The 15,760-nt window shown below is 44.0% G+C and carries 14 protein-coding genes; 10 read left to right on the top strand and 4 right to left on the bottom strand.

The genetic code is table 11. The features are described 5' to 3' along the window. Positions 1–403 precede the first annotated feature (403 nt). Genes hppD through maiA form a run of 4 tightly spaced genes read left to right on the top strand, consistent with a single transcriptional unit; the run spans position 404 to position 4,267 of the window. Positions 404–1,477, top strand: a complete 1,074-nt coding sequence (gene hppD / locus CAG60_RS05180) for a 4-hydroxyphenylpyruvate dioxygenase (RefSeq protein WP_161426072.1) — start codon at positions 404–406, stop codon at positions 1,475–1,477. Beyond that, the gene (locus CAG60_RS05175; RefSeq protein WP_161438442.1) at positions 1,470–2,612 is read left to right on the top strand and encodes a homogentisate 1,2-dioxygenase; all 1,143 of its coding nucleotides are present in this window, start codon (positions 1,470–1,472) and stop codon (positions 2,610–2,612) included. The genes hppD and CAG60_RS05175 overlap by 8 nt, the downstream gene beginning before the upstream one ends. Next, positions 2,609–3,625: a fumarylacetoacetate hydrolase family protein gene (locus CAG60_RS05170; protein ID WP_158143855.1), complete on the top strand. Its 1,017-nt coding sequence runs from the start codon at positions 2,609–2,611 to the stop codon at positions 3,623–3,625. The genes CAG60_RS05175 and CAG60_RS05170 overlap by 4 nt, the downstream gene beginning before the upstream one ends. A gap of 3 nt (positions 3,626–3,628) precedes the next feature. Next, positions 3,629–4,267, top strand: a complete 639-nt coding sequence (gene maiA / locus CAG60_RS05165) for a maleylacetoacetate isomerase (RefSeq protein ID WP_161438441.1) — start codon at positions 3,629–3,631, stop codon at positions 4,265–4,267. 23 nt (positions 4,268–4,290) lie between these two features. Here the strand turns inward: maiA and ugpC are convergent, their stop codons facing one another. From ugpC to CAG60_RS05145, 4 genes are all read right to left on the bottom strand, one after another. Beyond that, entirely contained in the window at positions 4,291–5,385 is a 1,095-nt protein-coding gene (gene ugpC, locus CAG60_RS05160; RefSeq protein ID WP_202598520.1) for a sn-glycerol-3-phosphate ABC transporter ATP-binding protein UgpC, read from the bottom strand. A gap of 49 nt (positions 5,386–5,434) precedes the next feature. Next, complete coding sequence (gene ugpE / locus CAG60_RS05155; protein ID WP_158138483.1) at positions 5,435–6,277, bottom strand: sn-glycerol-3-phosphate ABC transporter permease UgpE; 843 nt, start codon at positions 6,275–6,277, stop codon at positions 5,435–5,437. A gap of 23 nt (positions 6,278–6,300) precedes the next feature. Beyond that, positions 6,301–7,182, bottom strand: a complete 882-nt coding sequence (locus CAG60_RS05150) for an ABC transporter permease subunit (RefSeq protein ID WP_004395223.1) — start codon at positions 7,180–7,182, stop codon at positions 6,301–6,303. Between the two features lie 118 nt (positions 7,183–7,300). Next, complete coding sequence (locus tag CAG60_RS05145) at positions 7,301–8,593, bottom strand: extracellular solute-binding protein (protein WP_158143857.1); 1,293 nt, start codon at positions 8,591–8,593, stop codon at positions 7,301–7,303. 229 nt (positions 8,594–8,822) lie between these two features. On the opposite strand from CAG60_RS05145, the gene CAG60_RS05140 reads away from it, so the two are divergent. From CAG60_RS05140 to CAG60_RS05115, 6 genes are all read left to right on the top strand, one after another. Next, on the top strand, positions 8,823–9,593 hold the full coding sequence (locus tag CAG60_RS05140) for an MBL fold metallo-hydrolase (RefSeq protein ID WP_004395225.1): 771 nt from the start codon (positions 8,823–8,825) through the stop codon (positions 9,591–9,593). A gap of 422 nt (positions 9,594–10,015) precedes the next feature. Then, on the top strand, positions 10,016–11,194 hold the full coding sequence (locus CAG60_RS05135; protein ID WP_161438439.1) for a methyl-accepting chemotaxis protein: 1,179 nt from the start codon (positions 10,016–10,018) through the stop codon (positions 11,192–11,194). 33 nt (positions 11,195–11,227) lie between these two features. Then, on the top strand, positions 11,228–11,596 hold the full coding sequence (locus CAG60_RS05130) for a response regulator (RefSeq protein ID WP_004395227.1): 369 nt from the start codon (positions 11,228–11,230) through the stop codon (positions 11,594–11,596). A gap of 10 nt (positions 11,597–11,606) precedes the next feature. After that, positions 11,607–11,921, top strand: a complete 315-nt coding sequence (locus CAG60_RS05125; RefSeq protein WP_158138479.1) for an STAS domain-containing protein — start codon at positions 11,607–11,609, stop codon at positions 11,919–11,921. A gap of 21 nt (positions 11,922–11,942) precedes the next feature. After that, on the top strand, positions 11,943–14,081 hold the full coding sequence (locus CAG60_RS05120; RefSeq protein WP_161438438.1) for a chemotaxis protein CheA: 2,139 nt from the start codon (positions 11,943–11,945) through the stop codon (positions 14,079–14,081). Positions 14,082–14,147: 66 nt separating this feature from the next. Beyond that, positions 14,148–15,758: a methyl-accepting chemotaxis protein gene (locus CAG60_RS05115; RefSeq protein WP_161438437.1), complete on the top strand. Its 1,611-nt coding sequence runs from the start codon at positions 14,148–14,150 to the stop codon at positions 15,756–15,758. Positions 15,759–15,760 lie beyond the last annotated feature (2 nt).

The following is a 15,760-nucleotide window of genomic DNA, read 5'->3' as shown; positions in this document are numbered from 1 at the left end:
CATCGAAGATATCGTTTTTTTATGCGGACATATAACCTCATTAATTAAAAGTAGTATTCAGTCATTGATTTCGCCAATCGGTTATTCGTTGGTGGCATTAAGACGACATTAAAAAAATAACTCTTCATTAGGTTTAATCGACCGTTAACTACTTCATTTTTTACACCTGTATAAATATTTATACTCACTAAACTCTGCTCTTTCGAAGCATGTTTACCTGCAAAATGACTACTACATTGATGAGACACTGAGGACGTAAACGGATTATGGTTGTTTAATGTAATAAAAGTGTTACATTTTTGGTGTTTTTTAGAGAGGGAGATAGGTATCTGCTGATCGTTGCGACTTTATTGAATCGTGCCATGGTTAATAGAGATTTCGACCCTATAAAGGAAACCTAGACATGACATCAATAAGTAACCCTCTTGGTACCGATGGTTTTGAGTTTGTTGAATACACGGCAGCGGATGCACAGGGGATTGACGCACTAAAACAGCTGTTCACTTCTTTAGGTTTTGCTGAAATCGCGAAACACCGCTCTAAACAAGCTTGGCTATATCGTCAAGGGGATATCAATTTCATCATCAATGCTCAACCTCATAGTCAAGCGGCTGATTTTGCAAAGCTGCATGGCCCATCGGTGTGTGGAATGGCATTTCGGGTTAAAGATGCAGCAGGGGCATTACAACATGCCTTAAGTTGTGGAGCCGCAGCTTATCAAGGTGAAATAGGACCGATGGAATTAAGCATTCCAGCGATTTATGGCATCGGTGACAGTTTGTTGTACTTTGTTGACCGCTATGGTGATAAAAGTATCTATGATGTTGACTTCTTGTTTTACGATGATGCAGAGCAGCGTTTGCAACAAAAGCAGGTTGGTTTATGTGAAATCGATCATCTTACTCATAACGTAAAACAAGGCAATATGGATAAGTGGGCTGGTTTTTATGAACAGTTGGCGAACTTTAAAGAGATTCGATATTTTGATATTGAAGGGAAATTGACTGGCTTGGTTAGCCGTGCAATGACCTCACCATGTGGAAAAATTCGTATTCCAATCAATGAATCGCGTGATGATAAGTCACAAATTGAAGAGTTTTTACGTGAATACAATGGCGAAGGGATTCAGCATATTGCCTTGAGTACCACCGATATTTATCACACTGTGCGTACGTTGCGAGCGCAAGGTATGGAGTTTATGCCAACCCCAGATACCTACTATGAGAAAATCAATTCGCGCGTTCCCGGTCATCATGAATCCGTTGATGAGTTACGCGAATTGCGGGTATTGATTGATGGTGCGCCACTCAAAGATGGTATTTTACTGCAAATATTTACCCAAACCGTTATTGGTCCAGTCTTTTTTGAAATTATTCAGCGCAAAGGCAATCAAGGTTTTGGCGAAGGTAACTTCAAAGCCTTGTTTGAATCGATAGAAGAAGATCAAATTCGTCGTGGAGTGCTAGATGATGCATAAACCGTTTACGTTTCCTCATCGCGAAGGGGTGTTTTCGAAACAGGCTCATGCGGATTTTCCTGAGCAAGCGATCTATGAGCGAGAAGCTGGGCGCAGTGGCTTTTTTGGCGCTGCGAGTCACTTTCATCATCAGCATCCCCCCACCGCATGGACCGAATGGCAGGGCGATTTACGGCCAAGAGCATTTAATTTAAACCACTTGAGCCACTCTGAACAATTATCCCCTTGGTCTGTTCCTCATTTGCTGCATAACCAAGAGGTGAAAATCCGGGTCTGGCAGCTTAGCCAACCAATGACCCAATTGGTGCGTAATGCGGATGGCGATGAATTATTATTTGTTCATAAAGGCAGTGCCGAGCTGTTTTGTGATTATGGCCATATGACGATTCATGAAGGGGATTATGTGTTAATTCCGCGCTCAACGACTTGGCGTTTAGACCCTAATGAACCGCTGTTTTTGTTGATGATCGAGAATACGGATGCCGCTTATGCCTTACCAGAAAAAGGCATTGTTGGTCAGCACGCTCTGTTTGACCCGGCGGTGCTTGAAGTGCCGAGCATCAATGCACGTTTTCAAGCACAGTACTCAGAGCGCACCACGCACGTTGAAGTTAAACGGCACGATCAAGTGAGTGTGATTACCTATCCTTTTAATCCCCTAGATGCGGTAGGGTGGCATGGCGATCTGGCGGTGCTGAGGCTCAATTGGCGAGATATTCGACCACTAATGTCCCATCGTTATCATCTACCGCCCTCTGCACATACCACCTTTGTTGGGCAAGGATTTGTGGTCTGTACGTTTGTGCCAAGACCGATTGAAAGTGACCCTGGTGCGCTAAAAGTACCGTTTTATCACAACAATGACGATTATGATGAAGTGCTGTTTTATCACGCGGGTGACTTTTTCAGTCGCGATAATATTGAAGCTGGGATGGTGACTTTTCACCCTGCGGGCTTTACTCATGGCCCTCATCCGAAAGCGTTTCAAGCCGGATTAAAAAACAGCAAAACGTTTACCGATGAAGTGGCGGTAATGATTGATACCCGCCACGCCCTGCAATTTAGTGACGCGGTTAAAGAAGTAGAAAATCCTCAGTACGTTTATAGCTGGAAAGAGCACAAGGATACGCCATGAAGTTAGCGACGTTAAAAAATGACACACGGGATGGTCAATTAGTGGTTGTCAGTCGAGATTTACAGCGCTGTGTGGTTGTTGACCACCTCGCTTCAACACTCCAACAAGCACTCGATAATTGGCAAAAAGTGGAAGGGCCGTTACAAGAGATCTCCCAAGCTTTAAATGCCGGCCAGCTTACTCATACCGTACCGTTTGCAGAACATCACTGCGCCTCGCCGTTACCAAGGGCATTTCAATGGGCAGATGGCTCAGCTTATGTCAACCATGTTCAGTTAGTTCGACGTGCTCGTGGAGCCGAATTGCCAGAGAGTTTTTGGACTGATCCGCTGATGTATCAAGGGGGATCGGACAGTTTTCTGGGGCCACACGAACCTATCCCACTTGTTGATCCCCAATGGGGATTAGATTTTGAAGCTGAGGTGGCTGTCATCACCGATGATGTCCCTATGGGGATCACAGCGGAGCAGGCAGGGCAACATATTCGCTTAGTCATGCTGGTGAATGATGTCTCTCTACGAGGGTTAATTCCCAATGAATTAGCCAAAGGTTTTGGCTTTTTCCAATCGAAACCAAGCTCAGCTTTTTCTCCGGTGGCAGTGACTCCTGATGAACTTAACGGCGCATGGGACGGCGCTAAGTTATCTTTACCATTATTGTCGACTTTTAACGGTCAGTTGTTTGGCTGTCCGAATGCAGGGGTCGATATGACCTTTGATTTTCCTCAGTTGATTGCCCATGCAGCGAAATCTCGCCCTTTATGCAGTGGCACGATTATTGGTTCTGGTACCGTCTCAAATAAGCAAGGCACGGAGTACGGAAGTTCAATCGGTGAAGGGGGTGTCGGTTATTCGTGTATTGCCGAGTTACGAATGATTGAAACCATTCGTGATGGGCAACCCAGCACCGCTTTTATGCAGGTCGGTGATACGATAAAACTTGAGATGCTCGATCATCAAGGTAATAGCGTATTTGGTCGTATTGAACAAACGGTGATTGAATCAGGGAGATAGATGATGAGTGAGCTGAAATTATACGGCTACTGGCGCTCATCGGCAACGTATCGGGTGCGTCTGGCTTTAGAAATTAAGCAACTGAGTTATCAACAGTTTCCGGTTGATCTCATCGCTCAAGGTGGTGAGCAACACAGCGAGGTATTTCATCAGCTTAATGCGAGTGAATTAGTGCCAGTGTTAGTTGATGGCGATTTCGTTCTTAATCAATCACTGGCGATTATTGAATATCTTGATGATCATTACCCGAAGCCGCGTCTTATTCCTGTCTCAGGTGAGGCAAAATACCGTGTGTTGTCGCTAGCTCATGATATTGCAATGGATATTCATCCATTAAATAACCTAAGGGTTTTACAATATTTATCACAAAACCTTGCTGTGGATGAGCCCAAAAAAACGCAGTGGTATCAACATTGGATAGCGGTAGGTTTTCGCGCCATTGAAGAAAAGCTGACTATAAGTGCAGGGCAATATTGTATCGGCGATGCACTTTCTCTGGCGGATATCTGCCTGATACCTCAAGTGTATAACGCGGAGCGCTTTGCCGTTGATATGAGCCTTTATCCAAACATCATGCGTATTACCAATACGCTGCGTGAGCGAGCTGATTTTCACTCAGCCGCACCGGAAAGCTGCCGCTGAGTGAAGCGTTTAACTTAGGATGATTAAGCGATAGCTCGCTGAGCTAATGAGGTAGGGCATAAGCGCTTCCCTTGTTCATCAAACAGATGCAGGTTATCTATGTTGATCGATAGGTTAAGTGTTTGATCAATATCTACATTCATTTCAGGTGTTACCGCAATAAAATCGCTGAGTTGAGTTAACCCAGCGATTTTTCCATGCACCAATTGATTGGGACCAAGTGGTTCAACGACACTGATTTGTAAGCGTAAATTCAGAGCGTTTTCACTGCTCGAAAGACCAGCATGCTCAGGACGAATACCTAGGGTTAATGATGGAGCGCTGAGTTGTTGATAGTGCGGTAGATAAATTTTTTGATGACCAACCTGTAAATAGCCGTTATCGAGTGTTGCGGGGATAAAGTTCATCGCTGGGCTACCAATAAAACTCGCCACAAAGGTACTCGCCGGTTGGTGGTAAACTTCTTTTGGGCGACCGACTTGTTCAATTTTTCCTTGGTTTAAGACCACAATGCGATCGGCTAATGTCATCGCTTCTACTTGATCGTGGGTGACATAGACACTGGTCACCCCGAGTTTGCGTTGCAGTTTTTTTATCTCTAAGCGCATATGCGCGCGTAACGCCGCATCGAGGTTGGATAGTGGCTCATCAAATAAAAACAGCTGCGGATCGCGGACAATCGCGCGTCCCATTGCGACACGTTGACGTTGACCACCAGACAGTTTGGCGGGTTTGCGATCTAAATACTCTTCAATTTTGAGGGTTTTAGCGACGTGATTAATTTTTTCAGCGATGGATTTTTTATCCACCCCACGATTTTTTAAGCCATACGCCAAGTTATCGTAAACGCTCATATGAGGATAAAGAGCGTAGTTTTGAAATACCATCGCAATATCACGTAGCGCAGGTTTTTCGTTATCCACTCGGCGATCGGCTAGATGGATTTCTCCCCCGTTGATCGACTCAAGTCCTGCAATCGAACGTAGAATTGACGATTTACCACAACCTGATGGTCCAACTAAAACGATGAATTCGCCCTCATTAATTGACAAATCAACGCCTTTAACTGCTTGATGACCATTTTCATAGGTTTTGACTAACTGTCTGATATCCAACATAACATTGTCCAGTTTTTGTGGTGAGGTTGGGGTGACTAAATGCATAGAGTTATTTTTCACTTTCGACTAATCCTTTAACAAACCAGCGTTGGAAAATGACCACGACGAATACCGGCGGCAGCATGGCTAAAATCACCATGGCGAACGCGTAGTCATAACGTGGTAAACGAGTTTCATTAATATTATTGAGAATTTGTTTAATGCCCATCACGATGGTGTTGTATTGCTCATCGGTGGTCATCATGATGGGCCATAAATACTGGTTCCATCCTACGACAAACATAATGATGAAAATGGCGGCGATCATGGTTTTCGATAGCGGCAGTAATACGTCGATGAAGAAACGAATCGGTCCAGCATTATCGAGCTGCGCTGCCTCCATCAATTCATCTGGAATCGTTTTAAAAAACTGACGAAAGAAAAAGGTTGCAGTAGCCGAGGCAATCAAAGGCAAGATAAGCCCTGTATAACTATTGAGCATTCCTAGGCTTGAAACGACTTCATAAGAGGGGATGATTCGCACTTCTAACGGTAATAAAAGTGTGACAAAAATAAGCCAAAACCAGAAGCTGGCATAAGGCAGCCGGAAATAGACCAAAGCGTAAGCCGCGATCATCGAAACCAAAATTTTCCCGATCGCAAAACCCAGCCCCATGATCATCGAATTGGTGATCATCGATTGCGCGGTAATATTGCCCGAAAATCCGTGGCTTTTGTGCCACGCTTCTTTATAAATAGCCAAAAATTGATCGCCCATTCCCCACTGCAAACCTTCACTGATGATGGTGTTGGGATGATGAGTCGAGCTGGCAAAAATGAGCCAGATTGGCACTAGCATAAATAAGGCTCCGGTGATCAAAATTAAGTGATCGAATAGGTTATTACTTTTCATTTTGCTTCCTTGGATATAAAACCTTAATAATGAACACGTTTTTCAACCACACGGAACTGGATAAACGTCAGCCCGAGAACGAGCAGTAATAAGATCACAGATTGTGCTGAACTGCCGCCTAAATCCGCCCCAACAAATCCATCACGGTATACCTTATAAACCAAAGACGTTGTTGAACCTCCTGGCCCGCCGTTGGTCATGGTATCGATCACGCCGAACGTATCGAAAAAGGCATAGGTGAGGTTAATCACTAAGAGAAAAAATCCGGTTGGGGCAAGCAAAGGAAAAGTAATGGTCCAAAAGCGTTTGGCATCACTGACGCAATCGAGTGTTGAGGCTTCTTTAACGGCATAAGAAATGGACTGTAATCCGGCGAGAAAGTAGATGAAATTGACGGAGACCTGTTTCCATACGGAAACCAAAATCAATGCGAAGGTTGCATCAAACGGATTGGTTTGCAGGCTAAATTGCCATCCAAACATCGCAAAAAGATCCGTTAATAGGCCAATGTGGGGGTTAAACAAAAAACCACCGATAATTCCGGCTATCGCAGGAGCGACGGCATAAACCCAAGTTAAGCTAACCTTGTACGCTCCTTGACCATGAATGATGTTATCTGCTTTGACCGCCAGTAGCAGAGCGATGGCGAGTGATAAAAAGGAGACCACGATAGAAAACAGTAAAGTGAAGCTCAGCGATTTCAAATATTCATGGGATTGAAACAGCATCTGATAGTTTTCAAAGCCAATAAAAGTAGAGGACATTCCCCACGGGTCTTCCAGCATAAAGGAAAGATAAATCGCTTTTGCGGCCGGATAGAGAAAGAAAATCGCGATAATCACCATTTGCGGAGCTAACAGCAAATAGGGTAAAGGAGTGTGAGAAAATTGTTGTCGACGTTCCACGGTTATTTCCAGTCATAAAAAATCGTGCTGAAGAGTGCGGCTATTTTCGCCGTACTCTTCAATGAGCGAGACTCAAGCGACGAAACGTCGGTTTGAAGTCTGTTGTAATCAACGAGCGTTATTGCACAGTGCGAGCAAAACGTTGCAGGAGATTTTTACTTTCGTCTTCGACTCGTTTAAGGCTATTTTCTACCGAAGAGCGTCCAGCAAAAATATTGTCGAATTCACGGTGCATGACTTCACGTATTTGCGGATAGAAACCTAAGCGATAACCTTGTGTCCATTCACCGGAAGGTAGGCTTAGCTGTTTTACGCCCACTTCTGCATCGGGATAGGTTTGATAATAGCCTGAGGCTTTGGTTAGGCTATAAGCGGCATTGGTGACTGGTACATAACCAGTCGATGTGTGCCAATTCATCTGTACTTCAGGCTGAGTCAGATAAGTAAAAAAAGCCGCGACGGCATTTTCTTCTTCTTTAGTATGACCACTTAAAGCAAACAGAGCGGCGCCGCCAATAAAAGTATGAGTGCCTTCAGCGTTTAATTTTTCCCAATGTGGTAAGTAGGTAGTACCTAACTCAAACGGGACTCTATCGCGCAGCCCACCGAAGGAACCTGATGAGCCCATCCACATCGCCACTTCTTGGCGTTCAAAAGGCGTTTGGTTGGCATCCCAGTTACTTCCGTAATATTTGAAGTAGCCCTTATCTGACCATTCTTTAAGTTTATTAAAATGCATCAGCATATCTTGTGAATTAAACATCAGCTGTGATGAAAGAGAGGCATAGCCATTGTGCTGATCAGAGAGCGGCAAGTTATGACGAGATTTGAAGTTTTCAAACATAATCCATGGCGTATGCGATTGTGAAAAAGTAACGTAACCTTTTGCTTTTAGTTTTTCGGCTAAGACTTCAAGTTGTTCATAAGTTTGTGGTGCCGTAGCTCCAACTTTATTTAAAATATCTTTGTTGTAATACAGAACGGGAGTGGAACTATTGAAGGGCATACCAACCATTTTGCCTTTATTGTCCGCATAGAAATTACGCACACCAGACAGATAATCTTGAGCATTAAATGAGTAACCGGCATTAACCAGAATATCTTGTACAGGTTTTGCAACGCCTGGGACATTCATAATCGTTGCGGCTCCCGCATCAAACACTTGGAGAATATGCGGTGATTGACCTGCACGAAATGCAGCAATGCCTGCGGTTAAGGTTTCGGTATAGTCTCCTTTGTAGATAGGAGTGATGGTATAGTCCTTCTGCGCGGCATTAAAATCTGCTGCAAGTTGGTTGACTGATTCTCCCAGTTGCCCTCCCATTGCGTGCCACCAAGTGATTTCGGTCGCAGCAAGAGTGTGTCCAGAAAAAGTGGTTGCCATCAGACCCGCTAGCCATAGCTTGTGCATTATATTTCCCTTAATTATATAAAGTTGGAGTTAACATAGTGGTTCGCTGAATAGGGTGGCGGTCAAATATTTCAATTTAATGTAATGTTTGTTTCACTTTGATTTTGTTCTGGTTTGTTTTTTGTAATGCGCCACAGATAACATTTTTGTTTATTTTTTGTTTATTTATTGTTTCTTTGAGTGGTATGGTTAGTCTTCTTGCCTTCAGGACCGACCAGTTAGAGTATTTGTGAAAATTCATACCCTTCGCGGCCATATCCAAAATTTATATTTGGTTGAATATCCAGATAGATTAATGCTATTGGATGGAGGATGTCGTGCTGATGTGTCTCTGATACTGGATTACATTACTGCTCAATTAGGTCGCTCAGTTAGCGAACTTAAGGTGGTGGTGGTTACTCATATGCATCCTGATCATGCTGGTGGTGCGCACTTATTGCGGCGTAAAACCGGCTGTAAGATAGTCTCTGGTGCGCAAGTGGGTCATTGGTATCAAGGTGGGTTAGGGATTGTGATGTTTTGGGCTGATTTAGCTTTGGCGCATTGGATGGCAAAGCGTTTAGGTAAGCCAAGGCGTCGTTTATGGTTTCCTCGTAAATTACGTGCGGATCATCAATTAATGGACGGTGAAGCGATTCCTGGGTTTTCTGAATGGCAAGTTTTAGAAACGACAGGACACACCGATAGAGATATATCTCTCTTTCATCCACAGCAAAGTATTTTGTATGTCGCCGATTTGATCGTCGAAGTAAAAAAACAGCTGATCTCTCCTTTTCCTATTTTTTTTCCCAAACAGTATCGTCGTTCGGTTGCGCGGGTATATCAGCTCAATCCGCAGCGTTTATTGCTGGCTCATGGTGGCGAAGCCATCCTTGATGATCATGCCTATCAACATTTGATGGATACCACACCAATCACGCCCGCCACCCACTGGCGAGTAGTAAAAATCAAACTTAAGCGTTTTCTGTTTACCCCGTTAGCTCATTTGTTTCCTCGTTGATATCCCCTTCCAACTTAAAGCAGCGGTGTTGGCTACCTTCGTTCACCCCAATCACGTCGTTTGCCTATGCTCATGGGGATTCACTCACTTGCCGCCTACCTGCAACTTTCAGCCGTTTGGGTATAGTGGGTTGAGCTTTAGTTTGATCTTCATATCACCCACACCATCGACAACAATCCTGAATTCACCCATCTGGCACACTTTTCTCAGTGGTAATAGATAACTTTATCTACTTATCCGAGTTGGTAATGTTAAATCAATTCCATTATTTGCGTAGTTGATATCTGACTGCTACTTTTTAATTGAGCCTTATTTTGTTATGCGCCTAAGTGCTTTTTGGTGTTGATGGGTTGGTTGTAACAGATAAGCTCTCTAATAATAATCATAATTTTACGTTAGTTCGGCATAGGATAACTGCACATATGTTAGCGCTCAGGCTTGTTCCTCTATTCATGCCTGCCCTAGTGTTATCGGGCATGGTTGTGATCTATTCGAGTTTACCTTTATACATCAGCGCGTTGCTGGTATTGGCTTCCATTGCCAGCCTTAGCTACGTCGCTTGGAATTATGAATCGTACATTCAAACCGTCAAACAGCAAAAAAAACAAATTGAACACCTCTCGGCGTTACAGGAGTCTCAATTAGAGTCCTATCACTCGTTAGAGCCCCTGTTTATCGAATCATTACCCGTCTGGGCACGACATATTGATTCCGCTAATCAACATCTAACCGATTCAGTTTCAGAGTTGAGCCAGCAGTTTTCTCAACTGGTCGAGCGGCTCAGTCATACCTTGTCTCTCACCGGAGTGAACAGTCACGGTAAAGAGCAATCGGTAACGGAAGAAATTCATCAATGTCGTAGCATGCTTAACAATGCGGTAGATGCGCTACGGGCTGGGCAAACACTAAGACAGCAAGTATTGAGTGAGATGCGTGAATTAATGAAATACACCACATCACTGAAAAAAATGGCTGGAGAAGTGGTTGGTATCGCAGATAAAACCAATTTATTAGCCCTCAATGCCGCGATTGAGTCCGCGCGAGCTGGAGAAGCGGGAAGAGGCTTTGCTGTGGTTGCCGATGAAGTGCGTGGTTTATCTCAACAATCAAGAGAAACCGCGAGCAAGATGACAGAGCAAGTGAATAGCGTTAATGCTGCCATCGAGAAAGCCTGTGAAATGGTTGAACAGGTTAATAAAGATGAAACTGAGCAAATGAATAATACCGAGCAATGTATTGATGAAGTTATCAACCATTTTCAGCACATAGTGCAAACGTTAGATGAACAAGCTCAAGGGCTCACTGAAGATGCTCAACAAGTTAAAGAGACGGTGACACACGTGATCATTCGCCTTCAGTTCCAAGATAGGGTGAGTCAAATTTTAGAGCAAATTACTCGTAATTTAACCGAGTTAGGGGATGCCATTACGTTAGTTCAACAAGATAGAAATCATCCGATTGTCGGACAATTATCGCCGCAAAAATGGCTCGATAAAATGAAGAGTAGTTACACCATGATTGAGCAGCATCAAGTTCATACGGGTAAACAATCTACTCATAGTAGTAAACCAGAAGTGCAATCTGACATTACCTTTTTTTAACGAACAGCAAACCATAAGCAGGGAGGTTTGAGGATGAGTAAAACAATTTTGGTTGTCGATGATTCTGCAGCCATTCGCCAAGTTGTCAGTCTTGCGCTGAAAGGCGCGGGTTACCAAACGATTGAAGCCATTGATGGTGCTGATGCGCTAAGAAAAATTCAAGGCGTTAAAGTCCACTTGGTGATCAGTGACGTCAATATGCCCAATATGGATGGATTGACGTTACTAAAAGAACTGAAAAAACAACCTGCGACCAAATTCACGCCCGTGATCATGTTGACCACGGAATCGGAAGCTTCGAAAAAAGATCAAGGCCGTTTAGCGGGCGCGAAGGCTTGGGTAGTGAAACCGTTTGTGCCAGATCAAATGTTGGCGGCGGTGAATAAACTGATGCCAGCTTAGGAGTTAAGGTATGCAGATCCTCGAAGAAAATGATCAACACGTCAACATTGAGTTATCCGGCGAGTTAACGATTTATCAAGCGCAGGAAATGTATGAGTTTTTGACGCCATGGGTTATGAAGCCGATTGATTTATTGATTGATGTTACGCGCATTACTGATCTTGACACCAGCGCGATTCAATTATTAGTAATGGTCAATAAAGCGAAACGAGAGCAACAGCAGCAATGTTTGTTACTGGTAGAGAATCCTTTGTTTATCCAAGTGATGGCTAAATTAGGCGTTAATGCCCTTAACCATAATTTGGCATTGCAGCCCAGTGCGTAATGCGCGAATAGGAGTATAAACATGGATCCGATGCTGTTGGCTGCACTTGAAACCTATTACACCGAAAGCCGTGAATTATTAGAAGGTATGGAGCTGGATTTACTCGAGCTTGAAGCGGGTAATCATCAAGACTTAAACGAAAGACTCAATGCTATCTTCCGTGCTGCACATACGGTTAAAGGCTCAGCGGGTATTTTTAATCTTGATGCGATTGTCCACTTTACACATAAAGTAGAAAACCTACTTGACCAGTTACGCTCAGAACAATTGGTTTTGACTGGTGAAGTGATCAGTCTGTTGTTTCGCTGTCGTGATCATATGCTAACTCTGCTCGATGAAGCGCAATTTGAGCAGCAGCATCACGCGGATAACCAGCAAATCAGTGAAACACTGATTGAACAATTAAACGCGTTTCTTGGTGAGCAACCAGACGTGAAAACCAGTGAGGCACCAATCAAAGACAGCGCTCCACTTACGGTAGAGGCTCAGCGTTTTCTATGGGTAAAGTTTCCGCAAAGTGCTTTACAGGATGGGATGGATCCGCTGTCCTTTTTTGCTTATTTAGCCAAATTAGGCCAAATCGAACAGATTATTTTCGATGACAGTAGCTTACCCCAAGAGTGGACAGACTTTGACTCAGAAAATTGTTACTTGAGTTGGCAAATAGCGCTCAATAGTGATGCTCAAGATGAGGAAATTTTAGCGGTTTTCGAATTTATTCGGGACGAAGGCGAGGTGTATTTATTTTCCGCCAATCAGTGTACTCCGGCCTTACTTGATGAGTTACAACAGAAAGGTATGCACAATCTTGAGCATTTTCAAGCCTGTGGCTTACAACTGGATCTCATGTCTGAGCCGTTGATTGACGCTGAGTCACCGATTGAAGTGCAAGAAGACTCCGATCAATCGATCACTCAAGCTAAGCCAGTTAAATCGGACGCTGCCGTGGCAAAATCAGCGGCGAATGAAACGGTAAATCGCGAACAAAAAAGCTTGCGTGTTGATGCAGAAAAGCTCGACACGTTAATTAACTTGATTGGAGAGTTGGTCACCGCTGGAGCGGGCTGCGCTTTACAAGCCAGCAGTCATGCCGATAGCGCAATGCAAGAATCGGTCTCTCGGCTCAATGGCCTATTAGAAGAAGTCAGAGATGCGGCATTAAAGTTAAGAATGGTACCGATTGGCAATACGTTTATCCGTTTTCAACGGGTCGTACGCGATGTTGCTAAAGAGTTAGGTAAAGAGATCCAACTTGATATTCATGGCGGAGATACTGAGCTTGATAAATCGGTGGTCGAGAAAATCGGTGACCCGCTGATGCACCTGATTCGTAATGCCATGGATCATGGCATTGAAATGCCTGAGAAAAGGCGAGAGCAAGGCAAAAATCACTCAGGACAAATTACCTTAAATGCCTACCACGATTCAGGCAACATCGTATTGGAAATTATCGATGATGGTAAAGGACTTGATGCTGAAAAACTGCGTTTAAAAGCCATTGAAAAAGGGTTGATTGATGAGCACTCGGTATTGACCCGAGATGAAATGTATCAATTGATTTTTGAACCGGGTTTTTCTATGGCGCAAGAGGTTTCTAATCTCTCGGGACGAGGGGTTGGCATGGATGTGGTGCGTCGAAACATCAATGAATTACGTGGTCGAGTCGAGATAGAAAGTGAGCTATCGATTGGCACCACAGTCCGTCTAATTTTGCCATTAACTTTGGCGATCATCGATGGGTTCTTAATTGAAGTCGGTGATGAAGAGTTTGTTGTACCTCTTGATGCAGTTAAAGAGTGCGTAGAGCTGCATCACCCAGTGACCAAGCAAGGGGTAAAGGTCAGCAGTCACCTTAATTTGCGCGGCAGCGTTTTACCACTGATTGATTTACGCAAACAGTTCAACTTAAGTAAGCAAGCGCCTCGTCGGCAAAATGTGGTTGTTGTACAAACCGGTGGGCAAACGGCTGGATTGGTGGTTGACCGATTATTGGGCGAGTTACAAACCGTTATTAAACCGCTCGGACCTATTTTTGAGAATATCCAAGGGATCAGTGGCTCTACTATTTTAGGGAATGGGGATATTGCCTTGATTTTAGATATTCCTGGTTTAACGCAGCAAATGATTCAACAAGAATCACAACAATTTGCGCTGCATTAATATCGACAGCGCACAAGGTATCAGATTAAGCGCATAACGCGCGTCACCGCTATAAGGAATCTGGCAATGTTTAAGGATCTATCAGTAAAAATTAAGCTCAGCCTACTCATTGGTTTGTTAGGTGTGTTATTAATCGGTGTTGGTTCGGCGGGCTTATATGGCATGAGTAAAATGGTTGATGGATTGAGAAGTGTTTATCTTGATCGAACCATTCCGATTGGTCAGTTAAACGATATTAAAGTTCGTTTCTTACAAAATCGGATTGCGATGGCGTTTGCTCAGTTGTATCCCGATGATGAGAATATCAACGCTCAAGTCAAGAACGTAGAAGATAACTTAAAAGTGATTGATCAAATCTGGTCTCGATACATCACGACGACGTTAACCGAGGAAGAAGCTCGGTTGGTCAATCAGTTTCAGCGCGACAATAAAATCTTCATTGAGCAAGCCATTGAACCGACATTGATTGCATTAAGAATGGGGGATATTGCAACTGCCACCTCATTGGCATTGGAAAGGGTTCGACCTTTATATCCCCCCGTTGCTCAGTCTTTGGATCTATTGGTTGATTTGCAAATTCAAGAAGCGGCAGCGGAATATGACCGAGAAACTGTGCTTTATGATACGCTGCGATTTATTTCGATTTCGTCTATATCTGTGGGATTAATTTTAGCTTTTAGCTTCGGAGTTGCCTTGATTCGAGGTATTTGTGGCCCATTAGAAAAAGCAGTTCTACTTTCTCAGCAATTATCAGAAGGTGATCTTACTGCGAAGATGGAAGTGACGAGTAAAGATGAAATGGGGCGTTTGCTCGATTCCATGCAGCAAATGGTTCGTAAGCTATCTAGTATTGTCGGTGAAGTGAATGGGGCAAGTAATGCATTGGCTTCTGCGTCAGAGCAAGTCTCAGCGACGGCGCAAAACTTAAGTCAGGGTGCGAGTGAACAAGCGGCGAGTGTTGAAGAAACCACCTCTTCAATTGAAGAAATGTCAGCCTCTATTGCCCAAAATACTGAAAATGCCAAAGTAACCAACGGGATTGCCAGTAAAGCGGCTTTAGAAGCCCAAGAAGGCGGCAACGCGGTGGGCAAAACAGTGGCCGCAATGAAGTCAATAGCAGAAAAAATCAGCATTATCGACGACATCGCTTATCAAACCAACTTGCTGGCTTTGAATGCAGCGATTGAAGCGGCTCGGGCTGGCGACCACGGTAAAGGATTTGCTGTTGTGGCGGCAGAAGTAAGAAAACTGGCCGAGCGCAGCCAAGTGGCTTCGCAAGAGATTGGTGAAGTGGCGAAAAATAGCGTTGCCTTGGCAGAGCAAGCCGGAAGTTTGTTAGAGGAGATTGTCCCTTCGATCCAAAAGACCGCTGATCTGGTACAAGAAATCAACGCGGCATCTATGGAGCAAGCCACGGGTGCATCACAAATTAATCAAGCGATGGAACAACTCAATAGTGTCACGCAACAAAGTGCATCAGCATCCGAAGAGTTAGCCTCCACGTCCGAAGAAATGAGTAGCCAAGCTCAGCAGTTACAACAATTGATGACCTTCTTTAAGACCGATGAGCGACAAGTGAAATTGGCAAGTAAAAAACAGCAACCCTCTGCCAAATCATCGCCTGAAGCCTCAAGAGTCACTCAAGACGATGATGATTCGGACTATGTACGTTTTTAGGA

Origin of the sequence: Vibrio sp. V33_P6A3T137 (assembly GCF_009904835.1) — a bacterium.
Classification (GTDB): Bacteria; Pseudomonadota; Gammaproteobacteria; order Enterobacterales; family Vibrionaceae; genus Vibrio; species Vibrio metschnikovii.
This window is presented reverse-complemented; position numbering and strand designations above follow the sequence as displayed.